Raw genomic sequence first — 14,810 nt, forward strand, 5'->3', positions numbered from 1 at the left:
CTTTCACCAAAGATACCGGGCAATGAAGTCCATTGACTGCGACCCAAAAAAGGGCGCGGCGGTGGGCTTTTTTTGTGCCTGCGGAGTTTGCAAACAAAGGAAATGCACATGTCCAGTGAATCCCTCAATCTTTTTTCTTTTCGAGGAAAGATAAAAATCCTACACCTAACCTGGGTGGCTTTCTTCATTACGTTTTTTGCTTGGTTTAACCATGCCCCATTATTGATGGCTATATCAGAGAGCCTATCACTCACGCCTGATCAGGTAAAAACGCTTCTTATATTAAATGTCGCCCTAACCATTCCCGCACGTATTGTGATCGGAATGCTCACCGATAAGTACGGCCCAAGGCTCACCTACTCCCTGCTGCTTGCAATCGGCAGTGTTCCCTGCTTTATCTTTGCCTTAGCGGAAAACTTTACCCAGGCAGCAATTGGGCGCTTTCTGCTCGGTTTCATTGGTGCGGGCTTTGTTGTCGGCATACGCATGGTTTCGGAGTGGTTCCCCGCTCGCCAGCTGGGTACCGCTGAAGGCATTTATGGGGGCTGGGGTAATTTCGGGTCGGCCGCTGCCGCTATGAGCCTGCCCACCATCGCACTGTTTTTTGGTGGCGATAATGGCTGGCGCTATGCGATTGGTATCACTGGGGTTATTGCGCTGGTCTACAGTGTGATTTACTACTTCTCCGTGACCGATACTCCCAAGGGTTCCACGTATTTCAAGCCGAAAAAAATTGGGGCAATGGAGGTCACCAGTTCAGGAGACTTCGTACTATTACTGATTATGAAGGTACCAATGTATGCAGCCCTAGCATTGTTAACCTGGAAACTTTCAAGTGGTGTCGGTTTAATCTCCAGCCTTGCTGCCACCTTGATTTATTGTGGGCTCGGCTTACTTTACCTGCTGGATGCGCGCAAGACATTTAGTATCAACCGCGAAGTTTTCACTAATCCCCCAGCTCCCGTACACCGCTACAAATTCAAGCAGGTGGCCGTACTCAATTTACTCTACTTCGCCACTTTTGGTTCCGAACTGGCCGTGGTCTCTATGCTGCCGCTGTTTTTCTCTGAGACCTTTACCCTGGACCCAGTAAAAGCGGGCTTGCTTGCCTCCGCTTATGCGTTTATGAATCTGATGTCCCGTCCAGCGGGTGGCTTGATTAGTGATCGCTGGGGACGAAAGTCCACCCTGCTGGTACTCACTGCGGGCTTGGCATTGGGTTACTTCACTATGAGCTTGATCGATGCCGAATGGCCACTCTACCTGGCCGTTGCCGCTGCCATGGCGTGCTCTTTCTTTGTGCAGGCCGGTGAAGGGGCGGTATTTGCTGTAGTCCCCCTAATTAAGCGACGCCTTACCGGGCAGATCGCAGGTATGACAGGTGCTTACGGCAATGTAGGTGCAGTGTTTTATCTCACCGTGTTGAGCTTGGTTTCCTACCAAACATTTTTTATGGTTATCGGCATCACTGCACTTCTCGGCTTCGTCGCACTGTTATTATTGGAGGAACCCGAGGGGCAAATGGCCGAGGTACATCCCGATGGCAGTGTATCAATGATTGATGTCGCCTGATAAAGAGCAGCATGTAAAATCTTCAGAAGAGGTGCGAAACCTCTCTGGAGTATCTGATAATTTGCAGAACAAAAAAATGGATGCCTTGCAAATTTTCAGCGCCACCTGTGCCGGCCAACGCCGGCACAACGACGATGCCTGTGCAGTGCGGCTACCAAAGGGGATAGAATTCAAGCGCTATGGTGCGCTCGCAGCTATTGCCGATGGTGTCGCCAGCGCTGAGGCTGGCGGGGAGGCCGCTCGCGCAGCCATCAATGGTTTTTTCTCCGATTATTACAGCACCCCGGAAACCTGGTCTACCCGCCACGCAGTGGCGCGGGTTCTCCACTCCCTCAATAGCTGGCTATATCGGCAAAGCGGAGGCAGTGTAGAAATTCAGCGTGGCTGGCTCACCACTTTCTCTGCCATTATTATTAAAGGTACCAGCGCCCATTTAGTGCATGTTGGGGATACACGCATCTACCGTCTGCGCGACGGCAAACTTGAGTGTCTCAGCCGCGATCATAGTCACCAACTGTCTCCCGGGCGCACTTTTCTCAGCCGGGCACTGGGTATGGATGTCCACATCGATGTGGACTATCGCTGTGAAGCGCTACTACCCGATGATATTTATTTGCTGAGTAGCGATGGGATACACGATTTCTTGCCCGAAACCTCTATCCAGGAAAGACTCGCTGATTTCGACAGGACCACACCGCAACAGCTGGTTGATGCGGCCCTGAAGGCTGGCTCAAGCGATAATCTGAGTGCAGTCGCTGCCAGGGTCAATCACCTGGACTTCCCGCAGTGCGACGAACTGACAATGCACAACCGGAAGCTGCCCTTCGCCCCGGATTTAAATCCCGGTCAAAAACTCGATGGCTTCCTTATTCTGCAGGAACTTTATGCCAGCAAGCGCAGTCACCTGTACCTGGCCCAAGATCTTGAATCCGGTGTACTTCGCGCTCTTAAAACCCCGTCAGTAAATTACTGCGATGATCCGCATTATATCGAGCGCTTTATCGCCGAGGAGTGGACTGGCCGGCGAATCAACCACCCAGGGATTATCAAGTTATATCCCCCAAGGGCAGAGCGCGCTTGTCTTTACCATATTCTCGAATATGTCGAGGGACAGACCTTACGACAGTGGATGCAACTTAATTCCCAGCCGCAAATATCCCAGGTACGGGAGCTGCTGGCGCAACTGGTAAGTGCCTTGCGCAGCCTGCAACGCCTAGAAATTGTGCATGGCGACCTGAAGCCAGAGAACATCATGATGCGCAGCCATGGGCGTCTGGTCATCATTGATCTGGGAGGGGTTGATGGGCCCGGCCTCCGGGAGCAATTACATTTCTCAGAAACTGGTGCTCCAGGCAGTAAAAATTATGCGGCTCCCGAATTCTTTTTTGGGGATAGTGCCAGCCACCGTTCAGATATCTTTTCCCTTGGAGTCATCGCCTATGAATTACTTACGGGAAAATACCCCTATCCCGAGCGCCTGGGCAACCTGCACTATCAGCTCAAAAGTTATCAACAAATGCGTTATACGAAAGCGTATACGCACCGTAGGGATATTCCCCATTGGGTGGATGGCGCCCTGCAAAAAGCCTGCGCTGCCGACCCCAGACAACGCTACGACAGCCTGTCGGAATTCATTCAAGATTTACAGCACCCCAACCCGGCCTTCAAACCACCCAATAGCCGCCCACTACTGGAAAGAAACCCTGTTTTGTTCTGGCAACTGATAGCGCTCATCCTGCTGCTTTCTCATCTCCTGTATATTTTCTAATAGCCCATCAGCGGATCTCAGTTTTACCTACCAGCAGCCCGAAAATAAATTCTCCACGCCTCCAATATTCCACAGAATTTCATTAAGCACTAATACAGAGCAGAAAATTATTTTTTCGCACCAACTTGTCGCAAGGTGTCGCCAAAATTGTGGACAATAGGCACAGATTGGCGCCATTCCAGGTCTCAATATTGGCACGGAGATTGAATACATTAAATGACCAACAAAATTTTCCCCCAATTCGAGGCAACGGCGCCTGTACTCTTCGGCAGAAGAGGAGGCGCCCCTGCCATATCAAGCGCTTCCCCTCCTGCCGAAAAAATTGACTTCAGATGGCAGGAATAGCAATGAAGGTAAAGAAAGAAAAGCAAAAGCTGGTTGTGATTGGTAACGGCATGGTCGGGCACCACTTTCTTGAACAGCTGGTAGAAAAAAATAAAAACATCGGTTTTGAAGTCACCGTCTTTTGTGCGGAAGCCAGGCCCGCTTATGACCGCGTACATTTGTCCAATTATTTCTCCGGGTGCAGCGCTGAAGATTTGGCCATGGGCCATATCGAGCAGTACCATGAATGGGGCTTCGAGCTAGAACTCAATAACCCCGTTATTGCCATTGATCGCGAAAAGCAAACCGTTACCGCCCAGAATGGAAACTTATATACATACGATCAGCTAGTACTCGCCACCGGCTCCTATCCTTTTGTGCCCCCCATCCCAGGACACCAGCACGAGCGCTGCTTTGTCTACCGTACCCTCGAAGATCTGGATGCTATCCGCACAGCCGCATCTACAGCGCAAAGTGGTGTGGTTGTCGGTGGTGGCCTACTCGGTCTGGAAGCGGCAAATGCTTTAAAAGCCCTTGGACTCGAAGCCCATGTGGTGGAGTTCGCGCCGGGACTTATGGCCACTCAGCTCGACGAGGGCGGCTCCGATTTGCTGCGCAAAAAAATCGAAGCTCTCGGTGTAAAGGTACACACCAGTATGGCCACTGAACTTATTGCAGAAGTTGATGGCCGCTTGCGTATGCAGTTTAAAGGAGGAGATGAACTGCTTACCGATATGATTGTCTTCTCCGCGGGAATTCGCCCTCAGGATACGCTGGCAAAAGCTTCAGGACTGCAGGTTGGCGAGCGCGGTGGCATAGTCATCGATAACTGCTGTCGCACATCAGACCCTAAGATTTTTGCTATAGGAGAGTGCGCGCTCTATGAAGGGCGAATCTTTGGCCTGGTAGCTCCGGGCTACAGCATGGCACGCACCGCTGTCGCACAACTTACCGGTGCAGAGATATTTTTTAATGGTGCCGATATGAGCACCAAATTAAAGCTGCTCGGTGTTCAAGTCGGTTCTATTGGCGATGCCCACGGGCGCAGTGAAGGTGCGGCCGCAATTACTTTTGTAGATGAGCAGGGCGGCGTTTACAAACGTATGATAACCGATGCCAAAGGCCAGAAACTGCTCGGTGCCGTGCTGGTGGGTGATACCGGGGATTACGATACTCTACTGCAATATCACCTTAATGATATTGAGCTGCCCGAGCACCCTGAGCAACTTATCCTTCCCTCAGTTGATGGTGCAGGATCGCCTCTCGGTGCCTCGGCTTTACCTGCCAGTGCCACCGTATGTTCCTGTTATAACGTGAGTAAGGGACAGATTATCGATGTGGTACACGGTGGCTGCCATACCCTAGCTGAAGTCAAGGATGTAACCAAGGCCTCCACCGGCTGTGGTGGTTGTGCGGCACTGCTAAAAAATATTGTCGATACTGAGTTAGCGGCACTAGGTATGGAGGTAAGCAATCACCTCTGTGCGCATTTCCCCTATAGCCGGCAAGAGCTCTTCCATATTATTCAGGTTGGGGAAATTAAAACCTTTGATGAGCTCCTCGATAAACATGGCAGCGGCCAGGGCTGTGAGGTGTGCAAACCCACCGCAGCTTCCATCTTCGCCTCTCTGTGGAATGAACATATTCTGGAGCAGGCCCACGTTGGCCTGCAGGACACCAATGACACCTTTATGGCGAATATGCAGAAAAATGGTAGCTACTCTGTAGTACCGCGTATTCCCGGTGGCGAAATCACACCAGAAAAACTTATTGTGATTGGCGATGTTGCCAAACGCTATGACCTCTACACCAAAATTACCGGTGGCCAGCGTATTGATCTTTTTGGTGCTCGCCTCGAGCAGCTACCAGAGATTTGGCGAGAACTGGTTGATGCGGGATTCGAAACCGGCCATGCCTATGGAAAGTCTCTGCGCACGGTTAAGTCTTGTGTAGGCAGTACCTGGTGCCGCTTCGGGGTGCAGGACAGTGTTTCTATGGCCCTGCGCGTGGAAAACCGCTACAAAGGATTGCGCTCGCCCCACAAAATCAAGATGGCCGTATCTGGCTGTACCCGCGAGTGCGCCGAAGCGCAGAGTAAGGATGTGGGAGTTATCGCCACCGAAAAAGGCTGGAACCTATTTGTCGCCGGTAACGGCGGCATGCGCCCGCGACACGCCGACTTATTCGCCACTGATCTGGATGACGAAACCCTCATTCGATATATCGATCGCTTCCTGATGTTCTACGTGCGCACCGCCGATAAATTGCAGCGCACCTCGGTCTGGCTGGAAAGCCTTGATGGTGGGCTCGACTATCTACGTGAAGTCATTGTCGATGACAAACTGGGAATCTGTGCCGAACTTGAAGCGCAAATGTCGCGCGTGGTTGATAGCTATCAATGCGAATGGAAGTCCGCCATTAACGACCCGGAAAAACTCAAGCGTTTTCGTCAGTTTGTCAACAGCAGCGAGGGTGATGACAAAATTGTTTTTGTTAAGGAGCGCGGTCAACCACGCCCGGCGACCACCGAGGAAATATTGGAAGCTGCAGAGTCTGCCTAGTGGCGTATTCCAAAAAGTACTTTCATTTGAATAAACAAGAATAAATTTCAATTTCTGATTTTTTTCACAATCCTGTAAGGAAGTTGTTATGTATCAAGCCAGCGCCAAACCAAATTCATTTAATTCTATTGCCATAACCCGCCCCCAATGGCTGCCAATCTGTCGACGCTCAGATCTGGTCAGCAATTCCGGGGTGTGTGCCCTTTGGGGCGATACCTCCTCAGAAAAAGCTGGCAACACGGTTAGATCTGAGAAGAAAAAAGGTATCGCCCTATTTTTTTTACCCGGGCAGGATCGACAGCTTTATGCCGTTGACAACTGGGACCCGATCGCACAAGCTGGGGTTATTTCGCGGGGAATAATTGCGGAGCTGGAGGGTGAATTAACTATTGCTTCACCACTTTATAAACACCATTTTCGCCTTGAAGATGGTGTTTGTATGGAAGACGCTAATATCCAGCTCGCCACTTACCCTTTGGCATTTAATGGAAATACCGTTTATATCGGTTGCAATAAGTAAGAATAATGGCAGTAAAGGAATACCTGAGCACACAGCGCTCCTGCACCACTTGTCCCTATTGCGGAGTAGGCTGCGGAGTAACAATTAACAAGGAAGAGCGGCAAAATACCTCTGTGATTTCCGTCACAGGTGATAAACAGCATCCCTCTAATTTTGGCCGACTGTGTGTAAAAGGTTCTGCCCTAGGGGAAACACTCGGAGATCATGGGCGGCTCTTACGGCCGCACCTGCATGGCGAAGCCTGTGATTGGGATACTGCCATGTCTTATGTCGCCAGCGAATTCGCCCGCAATATCCGCGAATATGGCCCTGACTCCGTAGCTTTTTACCTTTCTGGGCAGCTGCTGACCGAAGATTATTATGTTGCCAATAAATTAATGAAGGGTTTTATTGGTAGCGCAAATATTGATACCAACTCGCGTCTTTGCATGTCCTCAGCCGTAGCAGGGTATAAGCGCGCCCTAGGCGCGGATGCCGTGCCCTGTTGCTATGGAGATCTGGAAGAAGCGGACCTCATCGTTTTAGTTGGCTCCAATGCCGCCTGGACCCACCCGATTCTGTTTCAGCGTATGCAGGCGGGTAAAGCCAAGCTGGTGGTGGTTGATCCGCGGGCGAGTGCTACCAGCGAGATGGCCGATCTGCACCTGGCAATAACTCCCGGCAGCGATGCCGCACTGTTTAATGGGCTGCTTAATTTCCTCGCTCAACACAACCGCCTCAATCATCACTATATCCAACAACATACACAGGGTTTTGAGCAGGCACTGGAAACCGCCCAGCACTGGTCCCTACAGCAAACCGCACTGAGTTGTGGAGTGCCTGCAAAAAAGCTATTAGCTTTCTTCCGCTTGTTTGCCGAAACCGAAAAAACACTCAGCTTCTATTCCCAAGGTATTAACCAATCCAGTAGTGGCACAGACAAAAATAACGCAATCATCAACTGTCACTTGGCAACCGGGCGCATCGGCAAGGCTGGGGCGGGGCCCTTCTCAATTACCGGCCAGCCCAATGCTATGGGCGGGCGCGAAGTGGGTGGTCTGGCCAATATGCTCGCCGCCCACATGGAATTTAAAGATAGTGATATAGACCGGGTGCAGCGCTTCTGGAATGCACCCAATATGGCACTGAATCCCGGATTAAAAGCCGTGGATATGTTCCGCGCAGTGGAAAGTGGGCAGATCAAAGCAATCTGGATTATGGCCACCAATCCCGCCGTGAGTATGCCGGAAGCGGAGCGGGTGACTGAAGCTCTGCGTAAATGTCCGCTAGTGATTGTTTCCGATTGTATCGCCGATACCGACACCGCCCGCTGCGCCGATGTACTGCTGCCGGCCACTGGCTGGGCCGAGAAAAATGGCACTGTCACCAATGCTGAGCGGCGCATCTCCCGGCAACGCTCCTTTCTCGAGCCCACCGGAGAGGCTCGCCACGACTGGCAGGCAATCTGCGATTTAGCCAACCGCCTGGGGTTTGGCGAGCAGTTTAACTTTACCCACCCCGCAGAAATATTCCGTGAACATGCGCAATTGTCAGGATTCGAAAACAACAACAGCCGCGCCTTTGACATCTCCTATTTTAGTGATATCGATCGTAACGAATACGATACATTAAAGCCGGTACAGTGGCCGGTTAACTGGGAAAACCCCCAGGGCAGCGCACGACTATTTGGCGACGGAAAATTTTTCACCGAAACTGGCCGAGCCAATTTCATTGCGGTCAAACCGTGCACACCCCAACAGCAAATCGGCAACAGTTATCCCCTTTGGCTAAACAGCGGTCGTATGCGCGACCAATGGCACACCATGACCCGCACCGGCCGTGCACGCAAATTACTGGATCACAGTGAAACTGCCGAGATTCAAATAAACCCTGTGGATGCACGAAAATACGGTGTAGATGAAGGCGCGCTGGTGGAATTGCGCAGTGCCCAGGGTCGCATGTGTGGACGTGCAGTACTCAATAGTGGTCAAAAGCCCGGTGAACTGTTCGCTCCCATTCACTGGAGCCAGACTCTGGCTCAGGAATCGAAGGTCAGTGCCCTTACCAAAGCAGAGGTAGATCCAATTTCCGGCCAGCCGGAATTCAAACAAGTACCGGTGCAGCTGCAAGCCCTCCCCTGTAAGAGCTTTGCCACCCTTATTTGCCCGGAACCACTTGCACAAAATCTTTGGCACTGGCTGCAGACCCATCGGGAAGAAAATCTGCTGCACTGGTATCGAGTGCCCTGCCAAAACGGATATCGCTTTGAGTTGGCACTGAGCACGCCATTAAATGGTCGCCAACTGGGCGCACAATTATTACAGGAAAATTCAGGCGTTCACTGGCAGCAAATAGAAACACTAAACAGCCAACGTTGGCTCGCTTATAGCGAACAAATAGAACTGCTTATTTTTGCCAGTAACGATTGGCAGCTTCTTCCTGACCGACGCACCCTGGAGCGCTATCTACAACTGGAAGCCCCAGAAAATCCCGCCCATTTTCTCCAGGCAATTCCTCCTGGTGAACGCATTGTATGTACCTGTATGCAGATTTCCCGCCCCCAGATTGAAAAAGCAATCAGTCAGGGAGTTAATTCGGTAGAGGCATTAGGTGAGGCTCTTGGCTGCGGCACCCGCTGTGGCTCTTGTAAACCGGAAATCTCCCAGCTTCTGCGAATTAAACTACAACAAAGCGTACAGAAGCAGGAAGTTGCAGCGATGCTGGAAACAGAGATTGTCAGGCCCGCAAAAGAACTGCATCCCCAAAAGGATTTAGACAAGGTTTATAGTGCTTAAGCCCAATATTGCTCATTGATTCCAAGTTCATTCAAGTGCGGAGTGCCGTTTTTCTCGACCAACACTCCGCGCGAAGTCCTCACTAGATGCCTGAGACGCCCACTTAGCCCTCCAAGCCCGCCGATACTTAGAATCGGTATAACATTGGCGCAAATCTCTAAATCAGCACTTCTTACTGCCGCATCCAACGATCTATAAAACAGTGGCGGTTTTTCCTATAAGATAATTTATTCACCAGATTAATAATCACTAAAATTTCAGGAATTCCTGTGTTTAAGATTCAACACATTGATCATGTGGTGCTGAGGGTCAAATCCCTGGCTGCCATGCGCAATTTTTATGAAGATATCCTCGGCTGCACCATGGAGCGAGAAAATCAGGAGTTGGGCCTCTATCAGTTGCGTGCCGGGCACGCCTTAATCGACTTGGTTCCGGTGGATCAAACTATCGGTCGTGAGGGCGGTGCCGCGCCGGGTGTCGAAGGGCGTAACCTGCATCATTTCTGTTTACGTATAGATCCATTCGAACCCGATAAAATTATTGCTTATTTAAAAGAGAAAAATATCGAGCCCTCCAAGCCACAACAGCGCTACGGTGCCGAGGGCATGGGGCCATCGATCTATATTTCCGATCCCGAACAAAATCTGGTGGAACTCAAAGGCCCGCCAGTCAAATCTGAATAAGACCATCAATTTTTCGCCAAAGAGACATGCAACAATGAAAACCGAAGAGATTGATTACGCGGTAGATGGCAAGTCCTACAGTGGTTACCTTGCTTGGGATGACAGCACTCAAGAAAAGCGCCCCGGTGTCATGCTGGTTCACGAATGGTGGGGACACAATGCCTTTGTGCGCGAGCAGGCTGAAAAGCTCGCCAGACAGGGTTACTGTGCCTTTGCGGTGGATATGTTTGGTAGTGGCAAGCAAACGGACGACCCCGCCGAAGCGCAGCAGTTTCGCGATGAGGCGCTTGAAAATCCAGTCTCTCTGGAAGCCTGTTTCCGCACCGCACTCACCCTGCTGCAGCAGCACAGCGTAGTCGAGGAAAATCAAATTGCCGCACAGGGCTATTGCTTTGGCGGTGGCGTTGCCTTGACCATGGCGCGCCTCGGTGTGGAATTGCGTGGAGTAGTCAGCTATCACGGAGCCCTGGCCAGCGAGGTCCGCGCGAAAAAAGGGAAAGTCCAGGCGGAACTACAGGTTTACACCGGCGGTGCCGACAGTATGATTCCGCCACAGCAGGTCGGGGCTTTTGTCGAGGAAATGCAGGGGGCCGGTGCTAAATTCACCCTAGTGAGCTATCCCGGAGTACTGCACGGCTTTACCAATCCCGTCGCCACAGAGCGCGGTCAGAAATTTGGCTTGCCGCTGGCTTATAACCAGGAAGCGGCGCAAGACGCATGGCAGGGTACCCTAGATTTTTACCAGAAACTTTTCCAGTGACTTCAAGCAATAAAAAATTGTGAGAACTTCATTATTTTCTCAAGCGTGAAGCGCACCATTTGCTTTCCATTAGCTCACCAAGTCAGCTCCCCACATCCAGGTAGCGAGCCCCAGCGCCCTGCTCCGCGGCTTGATCTCCTGGGTTGCGGAGCGGACAGCTCTCCATAGACAGGCAACCACAGCCGATACAACCCTCCAAACGATCGCGCAATTGAGTCAACTGGCGAATACGCTGGTCCAGTTCCTCGCGCCAGCTGGCGGAAAGCTTGGCCCAGTCTTTGGCCGTGGGTGTGCGTCCATCGGGCAGAGTCGCTAGGGCTTCGCGAATTTCGGCGAGGGGAATACCGGTGCTCTGCGCCACCTTGATAATGGCCACACGTCGCAACACATCCCGAGAGTAGCGCCGCTGATTGCCACTGGTACGCCAGCTGCTGATTAGGCCTTTGCTCTCATAAAAGTGCAGTGCACTCACCGCCACATCACTGCGCTCAGCCACCTCGCCCACGGTCATCTCGCGACGGCACTTCTTATCGCCACAAGAGGATACTTTCTTTTCACTGGTACCAGGCATCAAAACTCTCCGGCTGCTATTGACCTCAATATTACTTTAGGTTTTACACTGCGCCGCATTCCATTGCAAGCTCAGGGAGACTACCGATGATCAGGAACAGCAAACAAACCTACCCCATTACAGAAACCCCCTCTACTAACACCACTTCTCTTTTAGTGGCTGCACAAAGCCAAAGTATCAGCCTGGCCGTGCAAGAGGGGCTGTGTCTATCGGTAACTCCGTCCTTAACAAAGGTGAGCAAAGGCAAAAAAGGGATTCGCCGATGATTCCTGCCCACATAGCACCGCCTCTCAGCGTGGCAAAACCCGCTATCTCGCTACAGATGCGGCTGACACTACTGTGTCTGGCGGCGCTCACAATAATGTCTGGCGCCACAGTGGCGCCATCACTGCCAGCCCTGGAGGCACACTTTGCCCAACATGAAGATATTGCCCTGCTGAGCCGGTTGATTTTGAGCCTACCGGCCTTAATGATTGCTCTATTCGCCCCTCTCGCCGGGTTTGTATCCGATCGCTATGGACGCAGGCGGCTGCTGTTGCTGGCGGTCACTGTTTATGCCCTGACCGGCATCTCGGCATTGTTGCAGGACAGCCTGGCAGGACTATTGGCCAGCCGTATCCTGCTGGGTATTGCGGTAGCGGGCACCATGACTTCAGTCACCGCCCTGGTAGGTGACTATTTCAACCCCGATCAAAGGCGTACCTATATGAGTCAGCAGGGGGCCTTTATCAGTCTCGGCGGGGTTATCTTCCTTGTGGCCGGTGGGCTGTTGGCAGATATACATTGGCGCGCACCTTTTGTGATTTACGCGGCGGCACTATTACTGATTCCAGCAGTAATACGCTACTTGCCAGAGCCTGAGCGCAATAATATTGAGCGATCGTCTGACCACTTTAGTGATGAAAAACCCGACTGGATGGCCTTTGCATTATTGCTCGGTGCAGCCCTGCTAAACAGCCTGGTCTTTTTTCTGATCCCCACCCAGCTCCCCTTCCTTCTCAAGGAAATTGGGGTCGATGCTCCCAGCCTCGCGGGTATTGCCATCGCCGCCAGTAATTTAATGGGCGCCCTGGCCTCACTGGTGTTCTATCCTCTGGCGCGCAACCACCTGGGGAAAAGTGGCGTTTTTGTCCTGGGTTTTGCAGTTATGGCCTGCGGTATGGGGCTAATCGCCGAGGCGGATTCATTTAACGCGATTATGATTGCCACTGCGATTTATGGTTGTGGAATGGGTACCCTGATCCCCCATATCTTCGCCACCGGACTGGAATCCGCCACCCCCAATATTCGTGGGCGAATATCCGGTGCTCTCGCCGCCAGTGTTTTTATTGGGCAATTTCTCTCACCACTCATCAGCCAACCCTGGATAGAACGTTTTGGCCTCGCCAGTAGCTTTTCCGCAGCGAGCGCTGTGCTGCTGTTTTTGGCCACCCTGGCGCTTTTCCTACATTGGTTGAAAGCAAAACCATCCAGTGAAATCATTTTGCAGTAGGATATAAACACGCCCAAAAGTATTTAGACCGGCTCGTTTTAGGATTTTACAAGGAGAAGAAGTGGAACCGATTATTTCCGTTAAAGGTCTCGACAAGACTTATAGTGGCGGGTTTAACGCCTTAAAAAGTATCGACTTGAATATTCAACGGGGTGAGATATTCGCACTGCTCGGCCCTAACGGTGCCGGCAAAACCACACTAATCAGTATTATCTGTGGCATCGTGAATCCCGGTCAGGGCAGCGTTACTGTTAACGGTTACGATATCCAGCGAGATTATCGCCGTGCCCGACGCGAAATTGGCCTGGTCCCCCAGGAAATTGCCACTGATTCCTTTGAGAGCGTGTTGGGCGCAATCAAATTCAGCCGCGGCTTATTTGGCAAACCACCCAACCCCTCTTACTTAGAGAAAATCCTGCGGCAGCTTTCCTTGTGGGAAAAAAGGAATAACAAGATTGTCACTCTGTCTGGCGGTATGAAGCGGCGCCTGATGATTGCCAAGGCTCTATCCCATGAACCCAGCGTGCTCTTCCTGGATGAACCCACTGCCGGTGTCGATGTGGAACTGCGCCAGGATATGTGGGAAATGGTACGAGGCCTGCGCGAATCCGGGGTAACCGTCATCCTCACCACTCACTATATTGAGGAGGCGGAAGAAATGGCCGATCGGGTCGGGGTTATTAATCGCGGTGAGTTGGTATTAGTTGAGGATAAAAAAACGCTGATGCAGAAAATGGGGGAAAAAGAGCTCAGCCTGCAACTACCCTCGCCCCTGGAAAGCATTCCCGATAGCCTCTCAGATTTGCCACTGCGCCTCAATGGCGATGGCAGCGAGCTGATTTACCGCTTTGATATCAAGAGTGAAAACACTGGCATTCCGGAATTCCTGCGCCGCCTCAGTTCGGCAAATATTGAATTTCGCGATTTATACACCCGGGAAAGCTCTCTGGAAGAAATTTTTGTCAACCTGGTGCACTCCGCACGTCACGAGGGTGAAGAGCAATTCAGTGGGGAGGCTCAGCCATGAACTGGTACGGTATAGCGGCTATCTACAAGTTTGAAATGTCGCGCACCTGGCGCACGCTGATACAAAGTGTCGCCTCGCCGGTGCTCTCCACATCCCTGTACTTTATTGTATTTGGCGCCGCCATTGGCTCGCGCATGGGGGATATTGAAGGTGTGAGCTATGGAGCCTTTATTATCCCCGGGCTGATAATGTTGGCACTTTTGGGGGAAAGTATTTCCAATGCCGCCTTTGGTATCTTTTTTCCAAAATTCTCCGGCACCATATATGAAGTCCTATCGGCACCGGTATCGCCCTTTGAAATTGTCGCTGGCTATGTGGGGGCTGCAGCCACCAAGTCGATCTTGCTCGGACTATTAATCCTCGCCACCGCGCGCTTTTTTGTCGACTATGAAATTCTCCATCCTTTCTGGATGATCTCATTTCTGGTGCTGACCGCCGTAAGTTTTAGTTTGTTCGGCTTTATTATCGGCATCTGGGCCGACGACTTCCAAAAACTGCAAATCATTCCATTGATGATTATCACCCCACTGACTTTTCTTGGCGGGGCCTTCTATTCCATCAGTATGCTGCCGGAATTCTGGCAAAAAGTGACGCTATTTAATCCGGTGGTTTACCTGATCAGCGGTTTCCGCTGGGCTTTCTATGGCGTAGCCGATGTCAACATGGGCCTCAGCGTGGGGATGACACTGCTCTTCCTATTTCTCTGCCTGACAACGGTCTGGTGGATTTTTCGCACCGGTTACCGCATTAAAACCTAA

At 51.5% G+C, this 14,810-nt stretch carries 11 protein-coding genes; 10 read left to right on the top strand and 1 reads right to left on the bottom strand.

Translation table 11 applies throughout. The features are described from left to right. Nucleotides 1-108 precede the first annotated feature (108 nt). The 7 genes from ACJJID_RS13625 (at nt 109) to ACJJID_RS13655 (ending at nt 10,962) form a co-directional block, all read left to right on the top strand. Nucleotides 109-1,572, top strand: coding sequence for a NarK family nitrate/nitrite MFS transporter (locus ACJJID_RS13625; protein WP_444919947.1), 1,464 nt, complete (start codon nt 109-111; stop codon nt 1,570-1,572). Beyond that, complete coding sequence (locus tag ACJJID_RS13630) at nt 1,562-3,340, top strand: protein kinase domain-containing protein (protein WP_444919948.1); 1,779 nt, start codon at nt 1,562-1,564, stop codon at nt 3,338-3,340. Before ACJJID_RS13625 ends, ACJJID_RS13630 begins: the two co-directional genes overlap by 11 nt. Nucleotides 3,341-3,687: 347 nt before the next feature. Continuing rightward, on the top strand, nt 3,688-6,225 hold the full coding sequence (gene nirB / locus ACJJID_RS13635; protein ID WP_444919949.1) for a nitrite reductase large subunit NirB: 2,538 nt from the start codon (nt 3,688-3,690) through the stop codon (nt 6,223-6,225). 88 nt (nt 6,226-6,313) lie between these two features. Then, complete coding sequence (nirD, locus tag ACJJID_RS13640) at nt 6,314-6,745, top strand: nitrite reductase small subunit NirD (protein ID WP_444919950.1); 432 nt, start codon at nt 6,314-6,316, stop codon at nt 6,743-6,745. A 5-nt stretch (nt 6,746-6,750) separates the two neighbouring features. After that, nucleotides 6,751-9,519 carry a nitrate reductase gene (locus ACJJID_RS13645; protein ID WP_444919951.1) on the top strand — a complete coding sequence of 923 codons (2,769 nt, stop codon included), beginning with the start codon at nt 6,751-6,753 and terminating at the stop codon, nt 9,517-9,519. 269 nt (nt 9,520-9,788) lie between these two features. After that, nucleotides 9,789-10,202, top strand: a complete 414-nt coding sequence (locus ACJJID_RS13650; protein WP_444919952.1) for a VOC family protein — start codon at nt 9,789-9,791, stop codon at nt 10,200-10,202. Nucleotides 10,203-10,236: 34 nt separating this feature from the next. After that, nucleotides 10,237-10,962: a dienelactone hydrolase family protein gene (locus ACJJID_RS13655; protein ID WP_444919953.1), complete on the top strand. Its 726-nt coding sequence runs from the start codon at nt 10,237-10,239 to the stop codon at nt 10,960-10,962. Between the two features lie 82 nt (nt 10,963-11,044). On the opposite strand, the gene soxR is transcribed toward ACJJID_RS13655, so the two are convergent. Continuing rightward, the gene (gene soxR / locus ACJJID_RS13660; protein ID WP_152454785.1) at nt 11,045-11,533 is read right to left on the bottom strand and encodes a redox-sensitive transcriptional activator SoxR; all 489 of its coding nucleotides are present in this window, start codon (nt 11,531-11,533) and stop codon (nt 11,045-11,047) included. 262 nt (nt 11,534-11,795) lie between these two features. On the opposite strand from soxR, the gene ACJJID_RS13665 reads away from it, so the two are divergent. The 3 genes from ACJJID_RS13665 to ACJJID_RS13675 all read left to right on the top strand — a co-directional run bounded on the left by ACJJID_RS13665 (nt 11,796) and on the right by ACJJID_RS13675 (nt 14,810). Further along, nucleotides 11,796-13,025: an MFS transporter gene (locus tag ACJJID_RS13665; protein ID WP_444919954.1), complete on the top strand. Its 1,230-nt coding sequence runs from the start codon at nt 11,796-11,798 to the stop codon at nt 13,023-13,025. Nucleotides 13,026-13,086: 61 nt separating this feature from the next. Beyond that, nucleotides 13,087-14,052, top strand: a complete 966-nt coding sequence (locus tag ACJJID_RS13670) for an ABC transporter ATP-binding protein (RefSeq protein ID WP_444919955.1) — start codon at nt 13,087-13,089, stop codon at nt 14,050-14,052. After that, nucleotides 14,049-14,810, top strand: a complete 762-nt coding sequence (locus tag ACJJID_RS13675; RefSeq protein WP_444919956.1) for an ABC transporter permease — start codon at nt 14,049-14,051, stop codon at nt 14,808-14,810. The genes ACJJID_RS13670 and ACJJID_RS13675 overlap by 4 nt, the downstream gene beginning before the upstream one ends.

It is taken from the genome of Microbulbifer sp. CnH-101-G, assembly GCF_052466775.1.